The sequence below is a fragment of the Enterobacter cloacae complex sp. 342H5 genome (genome assembly GCF_050030905.1).
Lineage (GTDB): Bacteria > Pseudomonadota > Gammaproteobacteria > Enterobacterales > Enterobacteriaceae > Enterobacter > Enterobacter intestinihominis.
The window spans coordinates 854,315-877,905 of the sequence record NZ_JBLGVB010000001.1; the positions used below are offsets into that span (position 1 = coordinate 854,315).

At 54.4% G+C, this 23,591-nt stretch carries 22 protein-coding genes, 2 tRNA genes and 1 rRNA gene; 17 read left to right on the plus strand and 8 right to left on the minus strand.

The genetic code is table 11. The features are described from left to right. The 10 genes from lpxD (at position 1) to tilS (ending at position 12,646) form a co-directional block, all read left to right on the plus strand. On the plus strand, positions 1-1,026 hold the full coding sequence (gene lpxD, locus ACQG03_RS04090; RefSeq protein ID WP_038415377.1) for a UDP-3-O-(3-hydroxymyristoyl)glucosamine N-acyltransferase: 1,026 nt from the start codon (positions 1-3) through the stop codon (positions 1,024-1,026). Between the two features lie 104 nt (positions 1,027-1,130). After that, positions 1,131-1,586: a 3-hydroxyacyl-ACP dehydratase FabZ gene (fabZ, locus tag ACQG03_RS04095; RefSeq protein WP_003856165.1), complete on the plus strand. Its 456-nt coding sequence runs from the start codon at positions 1,131-1,133 to the stop codon at positions 1,584-1,586. A gap of 3 nt (positions 1,587-1,589) precedes the next feature. Next, complete coding sequence (gene lpxA, locus ACQG03_RS04100) at positions 1,590-2,378, plus strand: acyl-ACP--UDP-N-acetylglucosamine O-acyltransferase (RefSeq protein WP_003856164.1); 789 nt, start codon at positions 1,590-1,592, stop codon at positions 2,376-2,378. Further along, entirely contained in the window at positions 2,378-3,526 is a 1,149-nt protein-coding gene (gene lpxB / locus ACQG03_RS04105; protein ID WP_023305467.1) for a lipid-A-disaccharide synthase, read from the plus strand. The genes lpxA and lpxB overlap by 1 nt, the downstream gene beginning before the upstream one ends. Beyond that, the gene (rnhB, locus tag ACQG03_RS04110) at positions 3,523-4,119 is read left to right on the plus strand and encodes a ribonuclease HII (RefSeq protein WP_023305468.1); all 597 of its coding nucleotides are present in this window, start codon (positions 3,523-3,525) and stop codon (positions 4,117-4,119) included. Before lpxB ends, rnhB begins: the two co-directional genes overlap by 4 nt. Before the next feature lie 38 nt (positions 4,120-4,157). Beyond that, entirely contained in the window at positions 4,158-7,640 is a 3,483-nt protein-coding gene (gene dnaE / locus ACQG03_RS04115) for a DNA polymerase III subunit alpha (protein ID WP_023305469.1), read from the plus strand. A gap of 12 nt (positions 7,641-7,652) precedes the next feature. After that, a complete protein-coding gene (gene accA / locus ACQG03_RS04120; RefSeq protein ID WP_003856154.1) occupies positions 7,653-8,612 on the plus strand; it encodes an acetyl-CoA carboxylase carboxyl transferase subunit alpha in 960 nt (319 codons plus the stop codon). Positions 8,613-8,712: 100 nt separating this feature from the next. Next, complete coding sequence (locus tag ACQG03_RS04125) at positions 8,713-10,845, plus strand: lysine decarboxylase LdcC (RefSeq protein WP_063163118.1); 2,133 nt, start codon at positions 8,713-8,715, stop codon at positions 10,843-10,845. Between the two features lie 66 nt (positions 10,846-10,911). After that, positions 10,912-11,301 (plus strand): VOC family protein, encoded by a 390-nt coding sequence (locus ACQG03_RS04130; protein ID WP_022647115.1) that lies wholly within the window; start codon positions 10,912-10,914, stop codon positions 11,299-11,301. Positions 11,302-11,359: 58 nt separating this feature from the next. Beyond that, positions 11,360-12,646, plus strand: a complete 1,287-nt coding sequence (tilS, locus tag ACQG03_RS04135; RefSeq protein ID WP_063150265.1) for a tRNA lysidine(34) synthetase TilS — start codon at positions 11,360-11,362, stop codon at positions 12,644-12,646. Between the two features lie 26 nt (positions 12,647-12,672). On the opposite strand, the gene rof is transcribed toward tilS, so the two are convergent. Together rof and ACQG03_RS04145 are read right to left on the minus strand one after the other, a co-directional pair. Then, a complete protein-coding gene (gene rof / locus ACQG03_RS04140) occupies positions 12,673-12,933 on the minus strand; it encodes a Rho-binding antiterminator (RefSeq protein ID WP_023305471.1) in 261 nt (86 codons plus the stop codon). After that, a complete protein-coding gene (locus ACQG03_RS04145) occupies positions 12,920-13,120 on the minus strand; it encodes a YaeP family protein (protein WP_003856146.1) in 201 nt (66 codons plus the stop codon). The genes rof and ACQG03_RS04145 overlap by 14 nt, the downstream gene beginning before the upstream one ends. Before the next feature lie 195 nt (positions 13,121-13,315). Between ACQG03_RS04145 and ACQG03_RS04150 the strand changes: the two genes are divergently transcribed. From ACQG03_RS04150 to nlpE, 3 genes are read left to right on the plus strand one after another with little or no spacing between them, the layout of a single operon-like run. Next, positions 13,316-13,861 carry a YaeQ family protein gene (locus ACQG03_RS04150; protein ID WP_022647118.1) on the plus strand — a complete coding sequence of 182 codons (546 nt, stop codon included), beginning with the start codon at positions 13,316-13,318 and terminating at the stop codon, positions 13,859-13,861. Further along, positions 13,858-14,274: an alternative ribosome rescue aminoacyl-tRNA hydrolase ArfB gene (arfB, locus tag ACQG03_RS04155; protein WP_022647119.1), complete on the plus strand. Its 417-nt coding sequence runs from the start codon at positions 13,858-13,860 to the stop codon at positions 14,272-14,274. The genes ACQG03_RS04150 and arfB overlap by 4 nt, the downstream gene beginning before the upstream one ends. Before the next feature lie 39 nt (positions 14,275-14,313). Further along, a complete protein-coding gene (gene nlpE, locus ACQG03_RS04160) occupies positions 14,314-15,012 on the plus strand; it encodes an envelope stress response activation lipoprotein NlpE (RefSeq protein WP_006810026.1) in 699 nt (232 codons plus the stop codon). A 46-nt stretch (positions 15,013-15,058) separates the two neighbouring features. Here nlpE and proS read toward each other — a convergent pair whose 3' ends face one another. From proS to metN, 6 genes are all read right to left on the minus strand, one after another. Further along, on the minus strand, positions 15,059-16,777 hold the full coding sequence (proS, locus tag ACQG03_RS04165; protein ID WP_063163117.1) for a proline--tRNA ligase: 1,719 nt from the start codon (positions 16,775-16,777) through the stop codon (positions 15,059-15,061). Between the two features lie 112 nt (positions 16,778-16,889). Then, entirely contained in the window at positions 16,890-17,597 is a 708-nt protein-coding gene (gene tsaA / locus ACQG03_RS04170) for a tRNA (N6-threonylcarbamoyladenosine(37)-N6)-methyltransferase TrmO (protein ID WP_023299375.1), read from the minus strand. Continuing rightward, the gene (rcsF, locus tag ACQG03_RS04175; RefSeq protein WP_003856133.1) at positions 17,594-17,998 is read right to left on the minus strand and encodes an Rcs stress response system protein RcsF; all 405 of its coding nucleotides are present in this window, start codon (positions 17,996-17,998) and stop codon (positions 17,594-17,596) included. The genes tsaA and rcsF overlap by 4 nt, the downstream gene beginning before the upstream one ends. 106 nt (positions 17,999-18,104) lie before the next feature. After that, positions 18,105-18,920, minus strand: coding sequence for a methionine ABC transporter substrate-binding lipoprotein MetQ (metQ, locus tag ACQG03_RS04180; protein ID WP_006810023.1), 816 nt, complete (start codon positions 18,918-18,920; stop codon positions 18,105-18,107). Positions 18,921-18,960: 40 nt separating this feature from the next. After that, positions 18,961-19,614 (minus strand): methionine ABC transporter permease MetI, encoded by a 654-nt coding sequence (locus ACQG03_RS04185; protein WP_003856130.1) that lies wholly within the window; start codon positions 19,612-19,614, stop codon positions 18,961-18,963. Next, on the minus strand, positions 19,607-20,638 hold the full coding sequence (metN, locus tag ACQG03_RS04190) for a methionine ABC transporter ATP-binding protein MetN (RefSeq protein WP_023299376.1): 1,032 nt from the start codon (positions 20,636-20,638) through the stop codon (positions 19,607-19,609). Before metN ends, ACQG03_RS04185 begins: the two co-directional genes overlap by 8 nt. Positions 20,639-20,826: 188 nt before the next feature. Between metN and gmhB the strand changes: the two genes are divergently transcribed. The 4 genes from gmhB to ACQG03_RS04210 all read left to right on the plus strand — a co-directional run bounded on the left by gmhB (position 20,827) and on the right by ACQG03_RS04210 (position 23,568). After that, positions 20,827-21,393, plus strand: coding sequence for a D-glycero-beta-D-manno-heptose 1,7-bisphosphate 7-phosphatase (gene gmhB, locus ACQG03_RS04195; protein ID WP_022647122.1), 567 nt, complete (start codon positions 20,827-20,829; stop codon positions 21,391-21,393). Positions 21,394-21,761: 368 nt separating this feature from the next. Next, positions 21,762-23,303 (plus strand): 16S ribosomal RNA (locus ACQG03_RS04200). A gap of 70 nt (positions 23,304-23,373) precedes the next feature. Further along, a tRNA-Ile gene (locus ACQG03_RS04205) sits at positions 23,374-23,450 on the plus strand. 42 nt (positions 23,451-23,492) lie between these two features. Further along, positions 23,493-23,568: transfer RNA gene (locus tag ACQG03_RS04210), tRNA-Ala, on the plus strand. The last annotated feature ends 23 nt before the right edge of the window (positions 23,569-23,591 follow it).

Consider the following 23,591-nt stretch of genomic DNA (forward strand, 5'->3'; position numbering starts at 1 on the left):
ATGCCTTCAATTCGACTGGCTGATTTAGCTCAGCAGTTGGATGCAGAATTACACGGTGATGGCGATATCGTCATCACCGCTGTTGCGTCCATGCAATCTGCTAAAGCAGGCACTATTACCTTCATGGTAAGCCCTAAGTACCGTGAACACCTGGCTCAGTGCCAGGCGTCTGCCGTTGTTCTGACGCAGGACGATCTTCCGTTTGCCACTAACGCTGCACTGGTAGTGAAAAATCCCTACCTGACCTATGCACGCATGGCCCAAATTCTTGATACCACGCCGCAGCCGGCGCAGAACATTGCAGCCAGCGCTGCGATTGATTCAACGGCTCAGCTGGGTAACAACGTGGCAGTCGGCGCAAACGCCGTTATCGAATCCGGCGTTGTGCTGGGTGATAACGTGGTGATTGGGCCAGGCTGCTTTGTTGGAAAAAATACGAAAATTGGCGCAGGGACTCGTCTGTGGGCCAATGTTTCTGTCTACCATGAGGTTGAGATTGGCGAGAATTGCCTCGTACAGTCCAGCACGGTGATTGGTTCTGACGGATTCGGTTACGCCAACGATCGGGGTAACTGGGTTAAGATCCCGCAGCTGGGTCGCGTGATTATCGGCGATCGCGTTGAGATCGGCGCTTGCACAACCATTGACCGTGGTGCACTTGACGACACCATTATTGGTAACGGTGTTATCATAGACAACCAGTGCCAGATTGCACATAACGTTGTGATTGGCGACAATACCGCAGTTGCGGGTGGTGTTATCATGGCAGGCAGCCTGAAAATAGGCCGTTACTGCATGATAGGCGGTGCCAGCGTGATCAATGGCCATATGGAAATATGCGACAAAGTCACGGTGACGGGGATGGGTATGGTGATGCGTCCCATCACTGAGCCCGGCGTTTATTCCTCCGGTATCCCGCTGCAACCGAACAAGGTATGGCGTAAAACAGCTGCACTGGTGATGAATATTGATGATATGAGCAAGCGACTCAAAGCGATTGAGCGCAAAATCGATCAACAAGACTAAGCGTTCATCCGTTTAACGCTAAATTTCCCGGCCTGTCGGCTTTGTTTATAAACCGGCAGGCCGTGTTATTATTGCTACTTAGTACATTTGACAGGAAGAGTATTTTGACTACTGACACTCATACTCTGCATATTGAAGAGATTTTAGAACTTCTGCCGCACCGCTACCCGTTTTTACTGGTAGACCGTGTGCTGGATTTTGAAGAAGGTCGTTTTCTGCGCGCAGTGAAAAATGTCTCCGTTAACGAGCCGTTCTTCCAGGGGCACTTCCCTGGTAAACCTATCTTCCCGGGTGTGTTGATCCTGGAAGCGATGGCACAGGCTACCGGTATTCTGGCGTTTAAAAGCGTAGGTAAACTGGAGCCGGGTGAACTCTATTACTTCGCGGGTATCGATGAAGCGCGCTTCAAGCGTCCGGTCGTGCCTGGTGATCAAATGATCATGGAAGTCACTTTTGAAAAAACGCGTCGCGGCCTGACTCGCTTCAAAGGCGTAGCTATGGTTGACGGCAAAGTTGTTTGCGAAGCGACAATGATGTGTGCGCGTAGCCGGGAGGCCTGATACGTGATTGATAAATCCGCCTTTATTCATCCTACCGCCATTGTGGAAACGGGTGCCATCATTGGCGCAAACGTCCACATTGGCCCGTTTTGTATTGTTGGACCCCATGTCGAAATTGGTGAGGGTACAGTACTGAAATCTCACGTTGTCGTGAATGGTCATACCACCATTGGCTGCAACAATGAGATCTATCAGTTCGCCTCCATCGGCGAAGTTAACCAGGATCTTAAGTATGCTGGCGAACCGACCCGCGTGGAAATCGGCGATCGTAACCGCATTCGCGAAAGCGTCACCATTCATCGTGGTACAACGCAAGGCGGTGGATTGACGAAGGTGGGCAGCGACAACCTGTTTATGGTTAATGCGCATATTGCGCACGACTGTACCGTGGGTAGCCGCTGTATTCTCGCCAACAACGCAACGCTGGCGGGGCACGTATCGGTCGATGATTTCGCAATTATTGGCGGCATGACCGCAGTCCATCAGTTCTGCATCATCGGTGCACACGTGATGGTCGGCGGGTGCTCCGGTGTGGCGCAGGACGTCCCACCGTTTGTGATTGCGCAGGGCAACCATGCCACGCCGTTTGGCGTGAACATTGAAGGCCTTAAGCGTCGTGGCTTTAGCCGCGAAGCGATTACCGCGATCCGCAACGCGTACAAATTGCTGTACCGTAGCGGTAAAACGCTGGAAGAGGCGAAGCCGGAAATTGCCGAGCTGGCGAATAAGCACCCTGAAGTGAAAACGTTCATGGAATTCTTTGAACGTTCAACCCGTGGTCTGATTCGTTAATGGTCGACAGTCGTCCGCTTACTATCGCCCTGGTCGCCGGAGAAACCTCCGGCGATATTCTTGGTGCAGGTCTTATACGCGCGCTTAAAGCCCGTGTACCCAATGCCCGCTTTGTGGGCGTGGCTGGGCCGCTGATGCAGGCCGAAGGCTGTGAAGCCTGGTATGAAATGGAAGAGCTGGCTGTGATGGGCATCGTCGAGGTGCTGGGCCGCCTGCGTCGCCTGCTGCATATTCGCGCCGATCTTACCCGCCGCTTTACCGACCTCAAGCCCGATGTCTTTGTCGGCATTGATGCACCTGATTTCAATATTACCCTTGAAGGGAACCTGAAAAAGCAGGGGATCAAAACTATCCATTACGTCAGCCCGTCCGTGTGGGCGTGGCGACAGAAACGCGTTTTCAAAATCGGACGGTCCACCAATCTGGTGCTGGCTTTTCTGCCTTTCGAAAAAGCGTTTTACGACAGGTTTAATGTCCCGTGCCGTTTTATCGGTCATACCATGGCGGATGCCATGCCGCTGGACCCTGATAAAAATGCGGCGCGTGACGAACTGGGCATCCCGCATGATGTGCACTGTCTGGCGCTGCTGCCAGGGAGCCGGGGTGCGGAAGTTGAAATGCTAAGTGCCGATTTCCTGAAAACGGCGCAAATTCTCCGCAAGACGTACCCAGACCTTGAAGTGGTCGTGCCGCTGGTGAATGCCAAACGCCGCGAGCAGTTTGAGCGTATCAAAGCCGAGGTTGCCCCGGATCTTCACGTCCGCCTGCTGGACGGGAAAGGGCGGCAAGCCATGTTTGCGAGCGATGCCGCACTGCTGGCTTCCGGCACGGCTGCGCTGGAGTGTATGCTGGCAAAATGCCCAATGGTGGTCGGTTATCGCATGAAACCATTTACCTTCTGGCTGGCAAAACGTCTGGTAAAAACAGACTACGTATCCCTGCCAAACCTGCTTGCAGGTCGCGAACTGGTGAAAGAACTCTTGCAGGATGAATGCCAGCCGCAGGCACTGGCTGATGCATTACTGCCGCTGCTGGCCAACGGTAAAACCAGCCACCAGATGCATGATACTTTCCGTGAACTGCATCAACTGATCCGCTGTAATGCTGATGAGCAGGCGGCCGATGCGGTGCTGGAGTTAGCACAATGATGGAATTTATTTATCCCCATACCCACCTCGTTGCCGGTGTGGATGAAGTCGGTCGTGGTCCGTTAGTGGGTGCCGTTGTGACCGCGGCGGTGATCCTCGATCCAGCCCGCCCGATCCCTGGCCTGAACGACTCGAAAAAACTGAGCGAAAAGCGCCGCCTGGCGCTGTTCGATGAAATTAAAGAGAAGGCGCTGGCCTGGAGTCTCGGGCGCGCAGAGCCGGATGAGATCGACGATCTGAACATTCTGCACGCCACCATGCTGGCGATGCAGCGTGCCGTTGCGGGCCTGAAGATTGTGCCTGAGTATGTGCTGATCGACGGTAACCGTTGCCCGACGCTGCCGATGCCTTCAATGGCTGTTGTTAAAGGCGATAGCCGCGTCGCAGAAATCAGTGCGGCGTCAATCATTGCCAAAGTGACGCGCGATGCCGAAATGGCCGCGCTGGACCTCACTTATCCCGCGTATGGTTTCGCCCAGCACAAGGGATATCCAACGGCTTTCCATCTGGAAAAGCTGGCTGAACATGGCGCAACTGAACATCATCGGCGCAGCTTTGGCCCGGTGAAACGCGCGCTGGGACTGGTGTCCTGAATCAAGACGCAAGCAATTAAGTAACGCGGGATCTGAAGATGGCTGAACCACGTTTCGTACACCTGCGGGTGCATAGCGACTACTCCATGATCGATGGGCTGGCAAAGACCGGGCCGCTGGTAAAGAAGGCGGCCTCGCTTGGCATGCCTGCGCTGGCGATCACCGATTTTACCAACCTGTGTGGCCTGGTGAAGTTCTACGGAACGGCGCATGGCGCAGGATTAAAGCCCATCGTCGGCGCGGATTTCCACGTGCAGAGCGACCTGCTCGGCGATGAGATGACGCAAATTTCCGTGTTAGCCATGAATAACACGGGCTATCAGAACCTCACTCTGCTGATCTCAAAAGCCTACCAGCGCGGCTACGGCGCGCTGGGTCCATGGATTGACCGCGACTGGCTGGCGGAGCTGAACGAAGGTCTGCTGCTGATCTCCGGTGGCCGTATGGGTGATGTCGGCAAATGTCTGCTGCGCGGGAACAACGTGCTGGTGGATCAGTGCGTCTCGTTCTACGAAGAGTATTTCCCGGATCGCTATTACCTGGAGCTAATCCGTACCGGGCGTGCGGATGAAGAGAGCTATCTGCATGCGGCCGTCGCCCTGGCGGAAGCGCGTGGCCTGCCTGTGGTAGCCACCAACGATGTGCGCTTCCTTGAGCCGGGCGATTTTGACGCACATGAAATTCGCGTCGCTATCCACGACGGCTTCACCCTCGACGATCCGAAACGTCCTCGCAACTACTCATCGCAGCAGTACATGCGCAGCGAAGAGGAAATGTGTGAGCTCTTCTCCGACATCCCGGAAGCGCTGGAAAACAGCGTAGAGATTGCCAAGCGCTGCAACGTCACCGTGCGTCTCGGCGAATATTTCCTGCCGCAGTTCCCGACGGGCGACATGACCACGGAAGATTTCCTGGTCATGAAATCGAAAGAGGGCCTTGAAGAGCGTCTGGAATTCCTCTTCCCGGATGAAGCGGTCCGTAAAGAGAAGCGTCCTGAATATGACGAGCGTCTGGATATTGAACTCCAGGTGATCAACCAGATGGGGTTCCCTGGCTACTTCCTGATCGTAATGGAGTTCATCCAGTGGTCGAAGGATAACGGCGTACCGGTTGGCCCGGGCCGTGGTTCAGGTGCCGGCTCTCTGGTGGCGTATGCGCTGAAAATCACCGACCTCGATCCGCTGGAATTCGACCTGCTGTTCGAACGTTTCCTTAACCCGGAACGTGTCTCCATGCCCGACTTCGACGTCGACTTCTGCATGGAAAAACGCGACCAGGTGATTGAGCACGTGGCCGATATGTACGGTCGTGATGCGGTTTCACAGATCATTACCTTCGGTACGATGGCGGCGAAAGCGGTTATCCGCGACGTGGGCCGCGTTCTGGGCCACCCCTACGGTTTTGTCGATCGAATCTCTAAGCTGGTGCCGCCCGATCCGGGCATGACCCTGGCGAAAGCCTTTGAAGCTGAACCTCAGCTGCCGGAAATCTACGAAGCCGACGAAGAGGTGAAAGCGCTGATCGACATGGCGCGCAAGCTGGAGGGCGTCACGCGTAACGCCGGTAAGCATGCGGGGGGCGTGGTTATTGCCCCGACCAAAATCACCGACTTCGCGCCGCTGTACTGCGATGAAGCGGGCCAGCATCCGGTCACCCAGTTCGACAAGAACGACGTTGAATACGCCGGGCTTGTGAAGTTCGACTTCCTTGGTTTGCGTACGCTGACCATCATCAACTGGGCGCTGGAGATGATCAACGCCCGCCGTGAGAAGAACGGCGAGCCGCCGCTGGATATCGCGGCTATCCCGCTTGATGACAAGAAAAGTTTCGACATGCTGCAACGCTCCGAGACGACAGCCGTCTTCCAGCTTGAATCCCGCGGCATGAAAGATTTGATTAAGCGTCTGCAACCAGACTGCTTCGAAGATATGATCGCGCTGGTGGCTCTGTTCCGTCCGGGCCCGTTGCAGTCGGGGATGGTAGATAACTTTATCGACCGTAAGCACGGGCGCGAAGAGATTTCCTATCCGGATGTGCAGTGGCAGCATGAAAGCCTGAAACCGGTACTGGAGCCAACCTACGGCATCATCCTGTATCAGGAACAGGTCATGCAGATCGCCCAGGTGCTTTCTGGTTACACCCTTGGCGGCGCAGATATGTTGCGTCGTGCGATGGGTAAGAAAAAGCCGGAAGAGATGGCCAAGCAGCGTTCTATCTTTGAAGATGGCGCGAAGAAAAACGGCGTCGATGGCGAACTGGCGATGAAAATCTTCGACCTGGTGGAGAAATTCGCCGGGTACGGATTTAACAAATCCCACTCCGCCGCTTATGCTTTGGTGTCGTATCAAACGCTGTGGCTCAAGGCCCACTATCCCGCTGAGTTTATGGCGGCGGTAATGACCGCCGATATGGACAACACCGAAAAGGTGGTTGGCCTGGTGGACGAGTGCTGGCGCATGGGGCTGAAGATCCTGCCGCCGGATATTAACTCTGGCCTGTACCATTTCCACGTCAACGATGACGGGGAAATCGTCTATGGGATCGGCGCGATCAAGGGCGTGGGTGAGGGGCCGATCGAGGCGATCATCGAAGCGCGTAACAACGGCGGCTATTTCCGTGAGCTGTTCGACCTGTGCGCCCGCACCGATACCAAAAAACTGAACCGGCGCGTGCTGGAAAAACTGATCATGTCCGGTGCGTTTGACCGGCTGGGGCCACACCGCGCCGCGCTGATGAACTCGCTCGGCGATGCGCTGAAAGCGGCCGATCAGCATGCTAAAGCGGAAGCCATTGGCCAGGCGGATATGTTCGGCGTGCTGGCGGAAGAGCCAGAGCAGATCGAGCAGTCCTATTCCAACTGCCAGCCGTGGCCAGAACAGGTGGTGCTGGATGGGGAGCGTGAGACGTTAGGCCTGTACCTGACGGGACACCCGATCAACCAGTATCTGAAAGAAATTGAGCGCTATGTCGGCGGCCACAGGCTTAAAGACATGCATCCGACAGAACGTGGTAAAATCACCACGGCTGCGGGGCTCGTGATTGCTGCAAGGGTAATGGTCACCAAGCGCGGCAATCGTATCGGCATCTGTACCCTGGATGACCGTTCCGGGCGTCTGGAGGTGATGTTGTTCACCGACGCGCTGGATAAATACCAGCAATTGCTGGAAAAAGACCGCATACTTATCGTCAGCGGACAGGTCAGCTTTGATGACTTCAGCGGGGGGCTTAAAATGACCGCCCGCGAAGTGATGGACATTGACGAAGCCCGGGAAAAATATGCTCGCGGGCTTGCTATCTCGCTGACGGACAGGCAAATTGATGACCAGCTTTTAAACCGACTCCGTCAGTCTCTGGAACCCCACCGCTCGGGGACCATTCCAGTACATCTCTACTATCAGAGGGCGGATGCACGTGCGCGGTTGCGCTTTGGTGCAACGTGGCGTGTCTCTCCGAGCGATCGTTTACTGAACGATCTCCGTGGCCTCATTGGTTCGGAGCAGGTGGAACTGGAGTTTGACTAATACAGGAATACTATGAGTCTGAATTTCCTTGATTTCGAACAGCCGATTGCAGAGCTGGAAGCGAAAATCGATTCTCTGACAGCCGTAAGCCGTCAGGATGAAAAACTGGATATTAACATCGACGAAGAAGTGCATCGTCTGCGTGAAAAAAGCGTAGAACTGACGCGCAAAATCTTTGCCGATCTCGGCGCATGGCAGATCGCCCAGCTGGCGCGTCATCCACAGCGTCCGTACACCCTGGATTATGTCCGCCTGGCGTTTGACGAATTTGACGAACTGGCAGGCGACCGCGCATACGCTGACGATAAAGCTATCGTCGGCGGTATCGCGCGTCTGGATGGACGTCCGGTGATGATCATTGGTCACCAGAAAGGCCGTGAAACCAAAGAGAAGATCCGTCGTAACTTCGGTATGCCAGCACCAGAAGGCTACCGTAAGGCCCTGCGTCTGATGGAGATGGCTGAGCGTTTCAATATGCCAATCATCACCTTCATCGACACACCGGGTGCTTACCCGGGTGTTGGCGCAGAAGAGCGCGGTCAGTCTGAAGCCATCGCACGCAACCTGCGTGAGATGTCTCGCCTGAAAGTGCCGGTCATCTGTACCGTTATCGGTGAAGGTGGTTCCGGCGGTGCGCTGGCAATTGGCGTGGGCGATAAAGTGAATATGCTGCAGTACAGCACTTATTCCGTTATCTCTCCGGAAGGCTGTGCCTCCATTCTGTGGAAAAGTGCCGATAAAGCGCCGCTGGCTGCGGAAGCGATGGGCATCATTGCCCCACGTCTGAAAGAGCTGAAGCTGATCGACACCGTTATCCCTGAACCGCTGGGTGGCGCGCACCGTAAGCCGGAAGTGATGGCTGCTTCCCTGAAAGCGCAGCTGCTGGCAGACCTGGCTGATCTGGACGTGCTGAGCACAGAAGATCTGCTCAACCGTCGTTATCAGCGTCTGATGACCTACGGTTACGCGTAAGCCTCACAATTATCCTAAAAGCCGCACATTGTTGCGGCTTTTTTTATACCTGCCGTTTACCTTAACTATGCTTATCTGATGTTTTTCAAGGAGGTAAACCATGAACATCATTGCCATCATGGGGCCACACGGCGTCTTTTATAAAGACGAACCCATCAAGGAGCTGGAGCAAGCCCTTAAAGCACGCGGATATCAGCTAATCTGGCCGCAAAACAGCGCCGACCTGCTGAAATTCATCGAACACAATCCGCGCATCTGTGGCGTGATATTCGACTGGGACGAATACGACATGGAGTTGTGCAGCGAGATCAATAAGCTCAACGAATATCTTCCGCTGTACGCCTTTATCAACACTCACTCGACCATGGACGTCAGCGCCCACGATATGCGTATGGCGCTGTGGTTCTTCGAATACTCACTCGGCGTTGCCGAGGACATTGCGACCCGCATTCAGCAGTACACCGGTGAATATCTGGATAACATCACCCCGCCGTTTACGCGTGCGCTGTTCACCTATGTGAATGAAGGGAAGTACACCTTCTGTACGCCAGGCCACATGGCGGGAACGGCCTATCAAAAAAGCCCGGTGGGATGCCTGTTCTATGATTTCTTTGGCGGTAACACGCTGAAGGCGGACGTGTCGATTTCGGTCACCGAGTTAGGCTCTCTGCTGGATCATACCGGCCCGCATCTGGAAGCCGAAGAGTACATCGCCCGGACCTTTGGTGCCGAGCAGAGCTACATGGTGACCAACGGAACCTCGACGTCGAACAAGATCGTCGGCATGTACGCCGCGCCTGCCGGTAGCACGTTGCTGATTGACCGAAACTGCCATAAATCACTGGCGCATTTGCTGATGATGAGTGACGTCGTGCCGCTCTGGCTGTCTCCCACGCGTAATGCGCTGGGGATCCTCGGCGGCATTCCTCGCCGTGAGTTCGCGCATGAAGCCATTGAAAATAAGATCGCGGTGATCCCCGAGGCAAGCTGGCCTGTGCATGCGGTGATCACCAACTCCACCTATGACGGGCTGCTTTACAACACGAACTGGATCAAGCAGACGCTGGACGTGCCGTCGATTCACTTTGACTCCGCGTGGGTGCCTTACACCAATTTCCACCCGATTTACTCGGGTAAAAGTGGGATGAGCGGCGAGCGGGTGCCGGGCAAGGTGTTCTTCGAGACGCAGTCGACGCACAAAATGCTGGCCGCGTTTTCCCAGGCGTCTCTCATTCACATCAAGGGTGAGTACGACGAGGACACCTTCAACGAAGCCTTCATGATGCACACGACCACGTCGCCCAGCTACCCGCTTGTGGCGTCCATCGAAACGGCGGCGGCGATGCTGCGCGGTAATCCCGGGAAACGCCTTATTAATCGTTCGGTGGAGCGGGCGCTGCATTTCCGAAAAGAGGTTCAGCGACTTAAAGATGAAGCGGACGGCTGGTTCTTTGATATCTGGCAGCCGGAAGAGATTGATGAGGCAGAATGCTGGCCCGTCGCGCCGGGGGAGAGCTGGCACGGTTTTCGGGATGCTGATGCGGACCACATGTTCCTTGATCCGGTTAAGGTGACGATCCTGACGCCGGGTATGGATGAGCAGGGTGTGATGGGTGAGGAAGGGATCCCGGCTGCGCTGGTGGCGAAGTTCCTTGATGAGCGCGGCGTGGTGGTGGAGAAAACCGGCCCCTATAATTTGCTGTTCCTGTTCAGTATCGGGATCGATAAAACCCGCGCGATGGGGCTGCTGCGCGGACTGATGGAGTTTAAGCGCGCATACGATCTTAACCTGCGGGTGAAGAATATGCTGCCGGATCTCTACGCGGAAGATCCTGACTTCTACCGCAATATGCGTATTCAGGATCTGGCCCAGGGGATCCACAGGCTGATCCGCCAGCACGATCTGCCGCGCCTGATGCTGCAGGCATTTGATGTTCTGCCTGAAATGAAGCTGACGCCGCACAGGGCGTGGCAGCGCCAGGTGAAAGGGGAGGTTGAAACCATTGAGCTGGAGAACCTGGTCGGGCGGGTATCAGCCAACATGATCCTGCCTTATCCGCCGGGCGTACCGCTGCTGATGCCGGGCGAGATGATCACCGAGGAGAGCCGGGCGGTGCTCGATTTCCTGCTGATGCTCTGTTCGATAGGGCGCCACTATCCGGGCTTTGAGACGGATATTCACGGTGCGAAACGCGATGATAACGGCGTGTACTGGGTGAGAGTCCTAAAATAAAAGGGGCCGCTTGCCAGGGGCGGGTTGTCGGTTGTAACGTTCAGGGCACCATAAAAAGGAGAAACTATGCTGGGTTTAAAAGCTGTTCATCATATTGCGATCATTGCCACCGATTACGCGAAAAGTAAGGCCTTTTACTGCGACATTCTCGGCTTTACGCTGTTGAGCGAGGCCTACCGCGAGGAGCGCGATTCCTGGAAAGGCGATCTGGCGTTAAACGGACAATATGTGATTGAACTGTTCTCTTTTCCTTTCCCGCCAGCGCGTCCTTCGCGCCCGGAAGCCTGCGGCCTGCGCCACCTGGCCTTCAGCGTCGATAACCTGGACAGCGCGGTAAAGCATCTGGAAGCCCACGGCGTGGCCTGTGAAGCAATTCGCATCGATCCCTTCACCGATAAACGTTTCACTTTTTTCAACGATCCGGACGGTCTGCCGCTGGAGCTTTATCAGCAGTAATCGCCGTCATGTGTGATAATGCCCGTTCAGTTCGGGCATTTTTTATGTGTAATTTCCTATGACCTTACCCGCTATCGCGCACGCCGTTTCACCCTACCGCCAGCTGCTGGTGGGGTTCAGCGGTGGCCTGGATTCCACCGTTTTGCTGCACCGTCTTAAGCTCTGGCGCGACCGTGAGCCTGACGTCCAGCTGCGGGCGATGCATATCCATCACGGCTTAAGCCCCCATGCCGACGACTGGGTGGCGCACTGCGAAGCGGTGTGCTCAGGGTGGGCGATCCCGCTAATCGTTGAACGCGTCACGCTTGAGGATGAAGGGCTGGGTATTGAGGCGCAGGCGCGCAAAGCCCGCTACGCCGCGTTTTCCGGCGCGTTACAGCCTGGAGAAGCGTTGGTCACCGCGCAGCATCTGGACGACCAGTGCGAGACGTTTTTACTGGCGCTCAAGCGGGGCAGCGGGCCTGCGGGTTTATCCGCCATGCCTGAGCGTGCTGGTTTTGCTGAAACAGAGCTCATCCGCCCGCTACTGGGTGAGACGCGCGCATCACTGGAAGCCTGGGCGCAGCAACATCATCTGCGCTGGATTGAAGACGAAAGCAATCAGGACGACAGTTACGACCGTAACTTCCTGCGCCTGCGCGTCTTACCGCTGCTGAGTGAGCGCTGGGCCCATTTTTCCGAAGCGGTGGCCAGAAGTGCCATGCTTTGTGCTGAACAGGAAAGCTTGCTGGATGAGTTGCTGAGCGGGGAGCTGAATACGCTGACTACCGCTGACGGTGCCCTTAACATTGCGCCGTTGAAAGTGATGAGCCCCGTGCGTCGGGCTGCTCTGATTCGTCGCTGGCTGGCTTCCCACCGTGCGGTTATGCCGTCCCGGGCGATGCTCAACCGTATCTGGGAAGAAGTTGCACAGGCGCGGGAAGATGCCGCACCGTGTATACACCTGAATGGTTATGACGTCAGGCGCTATAAAGAGCAACTCTGGTGGGTGAAATCTGTGCCGTCGCTGGCTGACGTTGTGCTTGACTGGCCGTCGCCGGAAAAAGCATTAACGCTACCGTTGAATGCCGGTGTCGTTGCGTTAAGCCATTCGGGCAATGTGCGTCTACCTGAGCCGGACGAGAACGTCACCATACGCTTCAGGGCCAGCGGCATGCTGCATATCGTTGGGCGTAACGGCGGGCGTAAACTGAAGAAAATCTGGCAGGAACAGAACGTTCCGCCCTGGCGACGTGATACCACGCCGCTTCTGTTTTACGGCGACACGCTCATCGCGGCGGCAGGTGTGTTTATTACCCAGGAAGGGTGGGCTGAAGCGGGTGTCAATTTTCAATGGAAAGCGTAACGGGCAGCCTGGCTGCCCGTTGGTTATCAGGATTCGCTCACCACGACGGTGCCGATTTCCGGATGGCTGAAACTGGCAATTTTGTCGAGGCGTAACTCACGCGTTGCACCTGCATCTTCCACAACCAGGTATTCCACATTTTTACGGGAAACCAGATCGCTGGCCTTTGCCTTTAGCACTTCGCCATCTTTTAGCTCCAGCGTCAGTATTAAATGATGCTGGCAGGCGAGTTCGAGGTTGTCATAGTCATCACAATTGATGGGTTGATAGATATCATTCATCGACATAATCGCTCACCAGTAAATTCGCCGCAGCATACGCTGCTTTTTCCCTGACCGATTCAGAAAGGCTCTCATCAGAGGCCACTTCATTCAGCACGTTCAATACACAGCCCAACGCATCCGGGATGTACCCCAGATCTCCGCTGGCAATTTCCGCATACCGTCTGCGAATCAACTCACAATAATTATTCACATCACCTCCTGCCAGCGTACTGACTTACTGTGAGATATCATTAAGCCTACGAAGTTAAACTCGGTTTAGCAAGGTGACTATACCATACTCATTTAAGCAATATCAGCGCCTTGATAACGGGGTGCCACCACCTCGTAACAGCCTTTTGCTGCGGTTTTCGCTACAATGTACGCCTGATTCGAAAGGAGTTCTCTCATGGCGCTGAAAGCGACAATTTATAAAGCTGTGGTCAATGTGGCGGATCTTGACCGTAACCAGTTTCTGGATGCGTCATTGACGCTGGCGCGTCACCCTTCTGAAACCCAGGAGCGCATGATGCTGCGCCTGCTGGCGTGGATTAAGTATGCCGACGAGCGTCTGCAATTTACCCGTGGTTTAAGCGCGGAAGATGAACCGGAAGCCTGGCTGCGCAACGATCATCTGGGTATCGATTTATGGATTGAGCTTGGCCTGCCGGATGAACGCCGGATCAAAAAGGCGTGCACCCAGTCAGCTGAAGTGGCGTTGTTTGCCTATAACCAGCGCGCGGCGGAGATCTGGTGGCAGCAAAACAAAAATAAATGTGCGCAGTTCAAAAATCTTACCGTCTGGTATCTGGATGATGAACAACTGGCACAGCTGAGCGCATTCGCCAGCCGGACAATGGCGCTTCAGGCAACGATTCAGGACGGCGCCATCTGGCTTTCCGATTCTCAGAATAATCTGGAAATTCATCTCACGGCCTGGCAGCCCGTATCATGATTGAGTTGTCCCGAAACGTCAGCATCCCTGATCACGAGCTGGAGATCACCGCCATCCGTGCTCAGGGCGCAGGGGGGCAGCACGTTAACAAGGCCTCAACGGCTATCCATTTGCGCTTTGACATCCGGGCCTCCAGCCTGCCAGAGTATTATAAAGAAAGCCTGCTCGCCGCCAGCCATCATCTGATCACCAGTGAAGGTGTGATTGTGATTAAAGCGCAGGAATATCGCAGCCAGGAAATGAACCGGGAAGCGGCACTTTCCAGACTGGCGGCGGTCATAAAAGAGCTGACGGCTGTACAAAAAAGTCGCCGGGCAACACGTCCAACGCGGGCATCGAAAGAACGTCGGTTGTCATCGAAGGCGCAGAAATCCACCGTAAAGTCACTGCGTGGCAAAGTCCGTCATCCGTAATGTGACGAAAGGGACACACTTTTTCATAAGGAATGTATTGTGAAAAAAGCATTATTATCAGCGCTGGCCGTGACAAGCCTGTTCGCGCTTTTTGGCTGTAACAACCGTTCAGAAACACAGGTACTACAGCCAACGCAAAACGAAGAATTGAAGCCGATGCAGCAGAGCTGGCGCGGCGTATTGCCATGTGCAGATTGTGAAGGCATCGAAACCTCTCTGTTCCTGCAAAAAGATGGCACCTGGGTGATGAACCAGCGCTATCAGGGGGCGAAAGAGCCGTCTTCTTTTGCAACATACGGAACATGGGCGCGTACGGCTGAAAAGCTGGTATTGACTGATACCACGGGCGATAAAACGTATTTCCGCGCCAAAGGCGAGGGGATGGAGATGCTCGATCGCGAAGGCAATCCGATTGAATCCCAGTTCAACTACACGCTGGCCCCGGTAAAAGCGACCCTGCCTGCAACCCCAATGGCGATGCGAGGGATGTATTTCTACATGGCGGATGCGGCAATCTTCACTGACTGTGCAACCGGGAAGAAAGTCAGCGTGGCGAACAATGCCCAGCTGGAGCGTGACTATGCCGTCGCGCGCGGTAACGACAGCAAACCAGTGTTGCTGACGGTTGAAGGGCATTTTACGCTGGAGCCAAACCCCGATAGCGGTGAGCTGGTGAAAACGCTGGTGGCAGATAAAGACGCGAAGTTTGCTGCGGGTAAAGACTGCGAAAGCAAATAAGTTATAGCCATTAAAAAACCCCGCACTGGCGGGGTTTTTTTGTTTCTTAGCCTTTGATGGCTTTCACCAGGTAATCAAGAATGTCGCCCGTCTTGAGCATCTGTTTTTCGCCGTTGCGACGGTACTTGTATTCAATCTCGTCGCTGTCGAGGTTACGGTCGCCGATGACGATGGTGTGTGGAATACCGATCAGTTCCATATCAGCAAACATCACGCCAGGACGCTCTTTACGGTCATCCATCAGCACGTCGATACCTTTCGCGCTCAGCTCAGCGTAGAGTTTCTCTGCCAGTTCCTGCACGCGGTAAGACTTGTGCATGTTCATTGGCAGGATCGCCACCTGGAACGGCGCGATGTTATCCGGCCAGACGATTCCGCGTTCGTCATAGTTCTGCTCGATAGCGGCCGCAACAACGCGCGTTACCCCAATGCCGTAGCAGCCCATGGTCAGAACCTGGTTACGACCATCTTCGCCCTGAACGGCAGCGTTCATTGCGCGCGAGTACTTATCGCCCAGCTGGAAGATGTGGCCTACTTCGATACCGCGTTTAATCATCAGGGTACCCTTGCCGTCCGGGCTTGGATCGCCTGCGACCACGTTACGGATGTCAACCACTTCCGGCGTCGCCACGTCACGATCCCAGTTGATGCCGAAGTAGTGTTTACCGTCGATGTTTGCCCCTGCAGCGAAGTCGCTCATCGCCGCAACGGTGCGGTCAATCACTACAGGAACAGGCATATTCACCGGACCCAGAGAACCTGGGCCTGCGTTCACCACGGCGCGGATTTCGGCTTCCGTCGCGAAGGTCAGCGGGCTGGCAACCTGCGGCAGCTTCTCGGCTTTCACTTCGTTCAGCTCGTGATCGCCACGGACCAGCAGGGCTACCAGCGGGTAAGCGCTGCCTTCAGCCGATTTCACCAGCAGGGTTTTCACGGTTTTTTCGATCGGCAGATTAAACTGTTCAACCAGCTCGGCGATAGTTTTCGCGTTTGGCGTATCAACCAGCGTCATCTCTTGCGTTGCCGCGCCGCGTGGTTCTTTTGGTGCCAGCGCTTCTGCGAACTCAATGTTGGCGGCGTAATCAGAGGAGTCAGAGAAAATTACATCGTCTTCGCCGCTCTGCGCCAGAACCTGGAATTCATGAGAGGCGCTACCGCCGATTGAACCGGTATCAGCCTGTACAGCACGGAAATCCAGCCCCATGCGGGAGAAGATTTTGCTGTAGGCCACGTACATTTTGTCGTAGGTCTCTTGCAGTGATTCCTGAGAAGTATGGAAAGAGTAGGCATCTTTCATCAGGAATTCGCGAGAGCGCATCACGCCAAAGCGTGGGCGCACTTCGTCACGGAACTTGGTCTGGATCTGGAAGAAGTTCAGCGGCAGCTGTTTGTAAGAGCTCAGCTCGTTACGGATCAGATCGGTGATCACTTCTTCATGCGTTGGGCCGAGAACGAATGGACGATCGCCACGATCGGCAATACGCAGCAGTTCAGGACCGTACTGCTCCCAGCGACCGCTCTCCTGCCACAGTTCAGAAGGCTGAACGACCGGCATTAACACCTCGATAGCACCGGCGTTGTTCATCTCTTCACGCACGATGTTTTCGACTTTTTTCAGGACGCGCACGCCGGTCGGCAGCCAGGTGTATAACCCGGAGGCCAGCTTGCGGATCATCCCGGCGCGCAGCATCAGCTGGTGGCTGATCACCTCGGCGTCGGCAGGTGTCTCCTTCAGAGTGGAGAGCAGATATTGGCTAGTACGCATGTTGTTACGGTTCCATTTCGACGATTGGAACAGGCTGAAACACCAGCCTGACACAAAAAAAGTGGTTTAGTTTACCAGTGTGGCAAAGATGCCAAAAGAGAGGAGAACAAAATTACCTGGGTTCCAGGGCAAACACTTCAAAACCTGCATCAGTTACGCGCCAGCGCACGTTAAAGTCCAGCAGCCAGACGGCGTACGTTTTTCCTGCGTCTTCCTCTTTGCGGTAGGCGGGACGAGGGTCCTGCGCCAGGACTTCGACGATAAAGTCACGCAGACGAGGATAGCGCTTTTCCAGCTGGCTGATTTGCGTCGTTATTTCAGATGTGAAGTAAACCGGCATCTCTGCCTGTGGGGCGTCCTGAGCATAGCTTGCACGGGCATCCGGCAGCGCTTCGGCGAAGGGCAGGTAAGGTTTAATATCGATGACCGGCGTGCCATCAACCAGGTCAAGGCTACCTAACTCCAGGATCACCCGATCTTTCTGACAGCGTATCCCTTTCAGTTCGACCAGCGACATCCCGACTGGATTCGGTCGGAACGTTGAGCGGGTGGCAAAAACTCCCATTCTGGCATTTCCGCCCAGACGAGGAGGACGAACGGTAGGACGCCAGCCGCCTTCCATGGTCTGGTGAAACACAAACACCACCCATAAATGGCTGAATGCCTCAAGCCCGCGCACTGCATCGGCCTGATTATACGGCGCGACAAGATGCAGCTCGCCGCCGCCGTTAAGGACCAGTCCCGGCTGACGCGGCACGGCGAACTTTTCTTTATAAGGGGAGCGGATAACGCCTATCGGCTCGAACTGAAATGAACTCATTTCGCCGTGATGTTAAGCGCAGAACCGATACATACCGCCTGACGGTAGCAGCCCGGCGTACCACTGGTGACCTCGCAACTGTGCAGCAGCACCGCGTTGGCTTTCATTTTCGACGCGTTGATTTGCATACGCTTGCGGGCTGTTGGGATATTTGGAGGGGAGTCCTGATTTGTTGCCTGGCAGGATTCGCCGCTCACTTCGCCCAGTTCACGGAATGGCTTACCGACCAGCTCGTCGGCTTTAGTAATAATACGTACCGGCGCAGCGCGAGGCGCTTTCGGTTTTGCTGGCTCCGCTTTTGGCGGGGTTGCAGTGCTTTGAACGGGTTCAACAGGAGATCTGCTTAGCATAGAACAGCCGCTCAGCATCAGTGCTAAAAGACAGATCGGTAAAGCACGCATAATAGTTCCTCAGTGGATAATCAAAACGTCAGATATTGAAGCAGTTGACCGCACAAATGACAAGACGGGCAAATGCCCGTCTTGATGATATTACACTGAGGTGAGATTACCAGCCTTTAACCGCGCCGCCGTTAAACACCTTATTGGCTTCCTGGTAAACTTCTTCAGACTGATATGCCTGCAGGAATTTCTTCACGTTTTCCGCGTCCTTGTTGTCTTCGCGAGTCACGATCAGGTTGACGTACGGGGAATCTTTGTCTTCAACAAAGATGCCATCTTTCGCAGGGGTCAAACCGATCTGGCTGGCGTAAGTGGTGTTGATAACGGCCAGCGCGATCTGTGCATCGTCCAGAGAACGTGGCAGCTGAGGGGCTTCCAGCTCAACAATTTTCAGATTTTTCGGGTTTTCGGTCACGTCCAGAACGGTCGGCAACAGGCCAACACCTTCTTTCAGTTTAATCAGGCCCACTTTCTGGAGCAGAAGCAGCGAACGGCCAAGGTTGGTTGGGTCGTTAGGGACGGCAACCTGTGAACCCGGCTGGAGTTCATCCAGAGATTTAATTTTCTTGGAATAACCGGCAATCGGGTAAACGAAGGTGTTACCGACAGCAACCAGCTTGTAGCCGCGATCTTTGATCTGTTGATCCAGGTACGGTTTATGCTGGAAGGCGTTAGCGTCAATGTCGCCTTTGCTCAGCGCTTCGTTCGGCAGAACGTAATCGTTGAAGGTCACCAGCTCAACGTCCAGGCCATATTTTTCTTTCGCGATTTTCTGCGCGGCCTCAGCAACCTGCTGCTCTGCACCGACGATAACGCCTACTTTGATGTGGTTCGGATCTTTTTCGTCCTGACCGCAACCCACCAGTGCCAGCGAACCAATCAGTGCGCCTACTGCTGCAAAGGTCTTAAATTTAAACGCCATATTATATCCTTAACTCGTCGAGTTTGTGTTGTTTGTAACGTTATTTATGCGTAACAGCCCGGACGATACGATCGCCAGAGAATTGGATTAAGTAAACCAGCACAACCAGCAATACCAGAACGGTATTCATTACGGTAGCGTTATAGCCAATATAGCCGTACTGATATCCAATCTGGCCTAAACCGCCAGCACCCACGGCGCCGCCCATCGCGGAATAACCGACCAGGGTGATAAGCGTGATGGTTGCTGCATTCACCAGCCCAGGCAGCGCCTCAGGCAGCAGAACTTTGCGAACGATCTGCATTGGCGTCGCACCCATAGCGCGGGAAGCTTCAATCAGGCCTGTTGGGATTTCCAGCAGGGCGTTTTCCACCATACGGGCGATAAACGGCGCGGCGCCTACGGTTAGCGGGACAATTGCCGCCTGCAAACCAATCGACGTCCCGACAATAACGCGTGTAAACGGAATCATCCACACCAGCAGGATAATAAACGGTATAGAACGGAAAATGTTCACCAGCGCAGAGAGCGTGCGATACAGCTTCGCGTTTTCAATAATTTGACCCGGGCGCGTGACGTACAGCAGTACGCCGACCGGCAGCCCAATCACAAAACCAAAAAAGCCCGATACGAAGGTCATTGCCAGCGTTTCCCAAACGCCGCGAACCAGTAGCCACATCATCGGCTCAGACATAACCCAGCACCTCTACTTTTACGTGATGTTCTTGCAGCCAGGCAATTGCCGCCTGGGTTTCTTCCTGTGTGCCGTGCATTTCCGTCAGCATAATGCCGAACTTCACGCCACCGGCGTAGTCCATCTGCGCGCTAATAATGTTGTTATTCACGTTAAAGCGACGCGCGGTTTCGGACAGCAGCGGTGCGTCAACGGACTGGCCCGTGAACTCCATGCGCAGCATCGGGACGCTGTCAGGCGTTGCGTCTGCTTTTAAACGTTCCAGATAATCTTCCGGAATATCCAGATGCAGTGTGGACTGAATGAACTGCTGAGCCAGAGGCGTTTTCGGGTGCGAGAAGACTTCGCTGACCGTGTCCTGCTCAATCAGCTCACCGTTGCTGATGACGGCGACGCAGTCACAGATACGCTTCACCACGTCCATTTCGTGCGTGATAAGGAGGATAGTCAGGCCCAGACGACGGTTAATGTCTTTCAGCAGTTCCAGGATAGAACGCGTGGTGGCCGGATCTAACGCGCTGGTGGCTTCATCACACAGCAGCACTTTTGGGTTGCTTGCCAGCGCGCGAGCGATTGCTACACGCTGCTTTTGCCCGCCTGAGAGGTTGGCCGGGTAGCTGTCATGCTTATCACCCAGCCCAACCAGATCCAGCAGTTCGGTGACGCGTCGGGTAACCTCTTCTTTTGGTGTGTTATCCAGCTCCAGCGGTAACGCCACGTTTCCAAAAACCGTGCGTGAGGCCAGCAGGTTAAAGTGCTGGAAAATCATGCCAATCTGGCGACGCGCTTTGGTGAGTTCTTTTTCTGAGAGAGCGGTAAGCTCCTGGCCGCCAACTTCTACGCTGCCCTGGGTCGGGCGCTCAAGCAGGTTAACACACCGGATCAGCGTACTTTTACCCGCACCCGATGCGCCAATGACGCCATAAATCTGACCAGCAGGCACATGCAGGCTGACGTTGTTCAGCGCCTGAATGGTTCGGTTCCCCTGCTGGAACACTTTGGTGATATTGGAAAGTTTAATCATTAGATTATTTTTATCGTATGTAAGTTAGCCGTGGCATTTTCTTCTGCCAGATACGGGTAATGACCGTAAACAAAATGGATGTTAAGGCATCCAGACGTCTAAATCAATCCACCTCTGTGCGATGAGCACTTTATTGCGCTGCGATTCATGAGATACTAGCTGAACAAGCCTTTTTCAGGAGCAAACCGGTGGCAAAATCTGTACCCGCAATTTTTCTCGATCGTGACGGCACAATTAATGTGGATCACGGTTACGTCCATGAGATTGATGAGTTCGAATTTATTGAGGGCGTAATAGATGCCATGCGCCAGCTGAAAGAGATGGGCTATGCGCTGGTGGTGGTAACTAATCAGTCCGGTATCGCCCGGGGTAAATTCACCGAAGCGCAGTTCGAGACGCTGACGGAATGGATGGACTGGTCTCTGGCCGATCGTGGCGTCGATCTTGATGGCATCTATTATTGTCCGCATCATCCACAGGGAACAGTAGAAGCGTATCGTCAGACATGTGATTGCCGTAAGCCACACCCGGGCATGTTTATCTCTGCACAGGAATTCCTGCACATTGATATGGCCGCGTCTTTTATGGTGGGCGATAAACTGGAGGATATGCAGGCAGCGGCGGCGGCAGGTGTGGGAACCAAAGTATTAGTGCGGACCGGTAAACCAGTCACCCCAGAAGCAGAAAATGCAGCTGACTGGGTGATAACTAGTCTGGCAGATCTGCCAAAAGAGATTAAAAAGCACCAAAAATAGACGTTTTGGTGAAAAGGTGAGCGGTTGAAATAAAAATGCATTTTTCCGCTTGTCATTCCTCGGCGGCTCCCTATAATGCGCCTCCATCGACACGGCAGATGTGAATCACTTCACAGACTACCCGGTCGGTTGAAGAGAAAAATCCTGAAATAACGGGTTGACTCTGAAAGAGGAAAGCGTAATATACGCCACCTCGCGACAGAGCGCTGAAGCGCGTCGCAACTGCTCTTTAACAATTTATCAGACAATCTGTGTGGGCACTCAAAGTGACATGGATTCTTAATGTCCTCGGACACTAAATGAATACCAAGTCTCAACGAGTGAACACGTAATTCATTACGAAGTTTAATTCATTGAGCATCAAACTTAAATTGAAGAGTTTGATCATGGCTCAGATTGAACGCTGGCGGCAGGCCTAACACATGCAAGTCGAACGGTAACAGGAAGCAGCTTGCTGCTTCGCTGACGAGTGGCGGACGGGTGAGTAATGTCTGGGAAACTGCCTGATGGAGGGGGATAACTACTGGAAACGGTAGCTAATACCGCATAACGTCGCAAGACCAAAGAGGGGGACCTTCGGGCCTCTTGCCATCGGATGTGCCCAGATGGGATTAGCTAGTAGGTGGGGTAACGGCTCACCTAGGCGACGATCCCTAGCTGGTCTGAGAGGATGACCAGCCACACTGGAACTGAGACACGGTCCAGACTCCTACGGGAGGCAGCAGTGGGGAATATTGCACAATGGGCGCAAGCCTGATGCAGCCATGCCGCGTGTATGAAGAAGGCCTTCGGGTTGTAAAGTACTTTCAGCGGGGAGGAAGGCGACAGGGTTAATAACCCTGTCGATTGACGTTACCCGCAGAAGAAGCACCGGCTAACTCCGTGCCAGCAGCCGCGGTAATACGGAGGGTGCAAGCGTTAATCGGAATTACTGGGCGTAAAGCGCACGCAGGCGGTCTGTCAAGTCGGATGTGAAATCCCCGGGCTCAACCTGGGAACTGCATTCGAAACTGGCAGGCTAGAGTCTTGTAGAGGGGGGTAGAATTCCAGGTGTAGCGGTGAAATGCGTAGAGATCTGGAGGAATACCGGTGGCGAAGGCGGCCCCCTGGACAAAGACTGACGCTCAGGTGCGAAAGCGTGGGGAGCAAACAGGATTAGATACCCTGGTAGTCCACGCCGTAAACGATGTCGACTTGGAGGTTGTGCCCTTGAGGCGTGGCTTCCGGAGCTAACGCGTTAAGTCGACCGCCTGGGGAGTACGGCCGCAAGGTTAAAACTCAAATGAATTGACGGGGGCCCGCACAAGCGGTGGAGCATGTGGTTTAATTCGATGCAACGCGAAGAACCTTACCTACTCTTGACATCCAGAGAACTTAGCAGAGATGCTTTGGTGCCTTCGGGAACTCTGAGACAGGTGCTGCATGGCTGTCGTCAGCTCGTGTTGTGAAATGTTGGGTTAAGTCCCGCAACGAGCGCAACCCTTATCCTTTGTTGCCAGCGGTTAGGCCGGGAACTCAAAGGAGACTGCCAGTGATAAACTGGAGGAAGGTGGGGATGACGTCAAGTCATCATGGCCCTTACGAGTAGGGCTACACACGTGCTACAATGGCGCATACAAAGAGAAGCGACCTCGCGAGAGCAAGCGGACCTCATAAAGTGCGTCGTAGTCCGGATTGGAGTCTGCAACTCGACTCCATGAAGTCGGAATCGCTAGTAATCGTGGATCAGAATGCCACGGTGAATACGTTCCCGGGCCTTGTACACACCGCCCGTCACACCATGGGAGTGGGTTGCAAAAGAAGTAGGTAGCTTAACCTTCGGGAGGGCGCTTACCACTTTGTGATTCATGACTGGGGTGAAGTCGTAACAAGGTAACCGTAGGGGAACCTGCGGTTGGATCACCTCCTTACCTTAAAGAACCTGCCTTTGCAGTGCTCACACAGATTGTCTGATGAAAAACAGCAGTAAAAAATCTCTGCAGGCTTGTAGCTCAGGTGGTTAGAGCGCACCCCTGATAAGGGTGAGGTCGGTGGTTCAAGTCCACTCAGGCCTACCAAACTCCTTTTAAAGGATGAGCGGTACAGAGATTACAAACGATGGGGCTATAGCTCAGCTGGGAGAGCGCCTGCCTTGCACGCAGGAGGTCTGCGGTTCGATCCCGCATAGCTCCACCATCCTTTACTGCGAACACAAGAAA

Excerpts from the sequence above, each read along its gene's own strand:
- dnaE (WP_023305469.1), top strand. The coding sequence starts at position 4,158 with ATGGCTGAACCACGTTTCGTACACCTGCGGGTGCATAGCGACTACTCC.
- arfB (WP_022647119.1), top strand. The coding sequence starts at position 13,858 with ATGATTGAGTTGTCCCGAAACGTCAGCATCCCTGATCACGAGCTGGAG.
- ACQG03_RS04185 (WP_003856130.1), bottom strand. The coding sequence starts at position 19,614 with ATGTCTGAGCCGATGATGTGGCTACTGGTTCGCGGCGTTTGGGAAACG.
- ACQG03_RS04130 (WP_022647115.1), top strand. The coding sequence starts at position 10,912 with ATGCTGGGTTTAAAAGCTGTTCATCATATTGCGATCATTGCCACCGAT.
- tilS (WP_063150265.1), top strand. The coding sequence starts at position 11,360 with ATGACCTTACCCGCTATCGCGCACGCCGTTTCACCCTACCGCCAGCTG.
- accA (WP_003856154.1), top strand. The coding sequence starts at position 7,653 with ATGAGTCTGAATTTCCTTGATTTCGAACAGCCGATTGCAGAGCTGGAA.
- rcsF (WP_003856133.1), bottom strand. The coding sequence starts at position 17,998 with ATGCGTGCTTTACCGATCTGTCTTTTAGCACTGATGCTGAGCGGCTGT.
- proS (WP_063163117.1), bottom strand. The coding sequence starts at position 16,777 with ATGCGTACTAGCCAATATCTGCTCTCCACTCTGAAGGAGACACCTGCC.
- ACQG03_RS04125 (WP_063163118.1), top strand. The coding sequence starts at position 8,713 with ATGAACATCATTGCCATCATGGGGCCACACGGCGTCTTTTATAAAGAC.
- tsaA (WP_023299375.1), bottom strand. The coding sequence starts at position 17,597 with ATGAGTTCATTTCAGTTCGAGCCGATAGGCGTTATCCGCTCCCCTTAT.
- lpxB (WP_023305467.1), top strand. The coding sequence starts at position 2,378 with ATGGTCGACAGTCGTCCGCTTACTATCGCCCTGGTCGCCGGAGAAACC.
- lpxD (WP_038415377.1), top strand. The coding sequence starts at position 1 with ATGCCTTCAATTCGACTGGCTGATTTAGCTCAGCAGTTGGATGCAGAA.
- metQ (WP_006810023.1), bottom strand. The coding sequence starts at position 18,920 with ATGGCGTTTAAATTTAAGACCTTTGCAGCAGTAGGCGCACTGATTGGT.
- metN (WP_023299376.1), bottom strand. The coding sequence starts at position 20,638 with ATGATTAAACTTTCCAATATCACCAAAGTGTTCCAGCAGGGGAACCGA.
- ACQG03_RS04150 (WP_022647118.1), top strand. The coding sequence starts at position 13,316 with ATGGCGCTGAAAGCGACAATTTATAAAGCTGTGGTCAATGTGGCGGAT.
- rnhB (WP_023305468.1), top strand. The coding sequence starts at position 3,523 with ATGATGGAATTTATTTATCCCCATACCCACCTCGTTGCCGGTGTGGAT.
- rof (WP_023305471.1), bottom strand. The coding sequence starts at position 12,933 with ATGTCGATGAATGATATCTATCAACCCATCAATTGTGATGACTATGAC.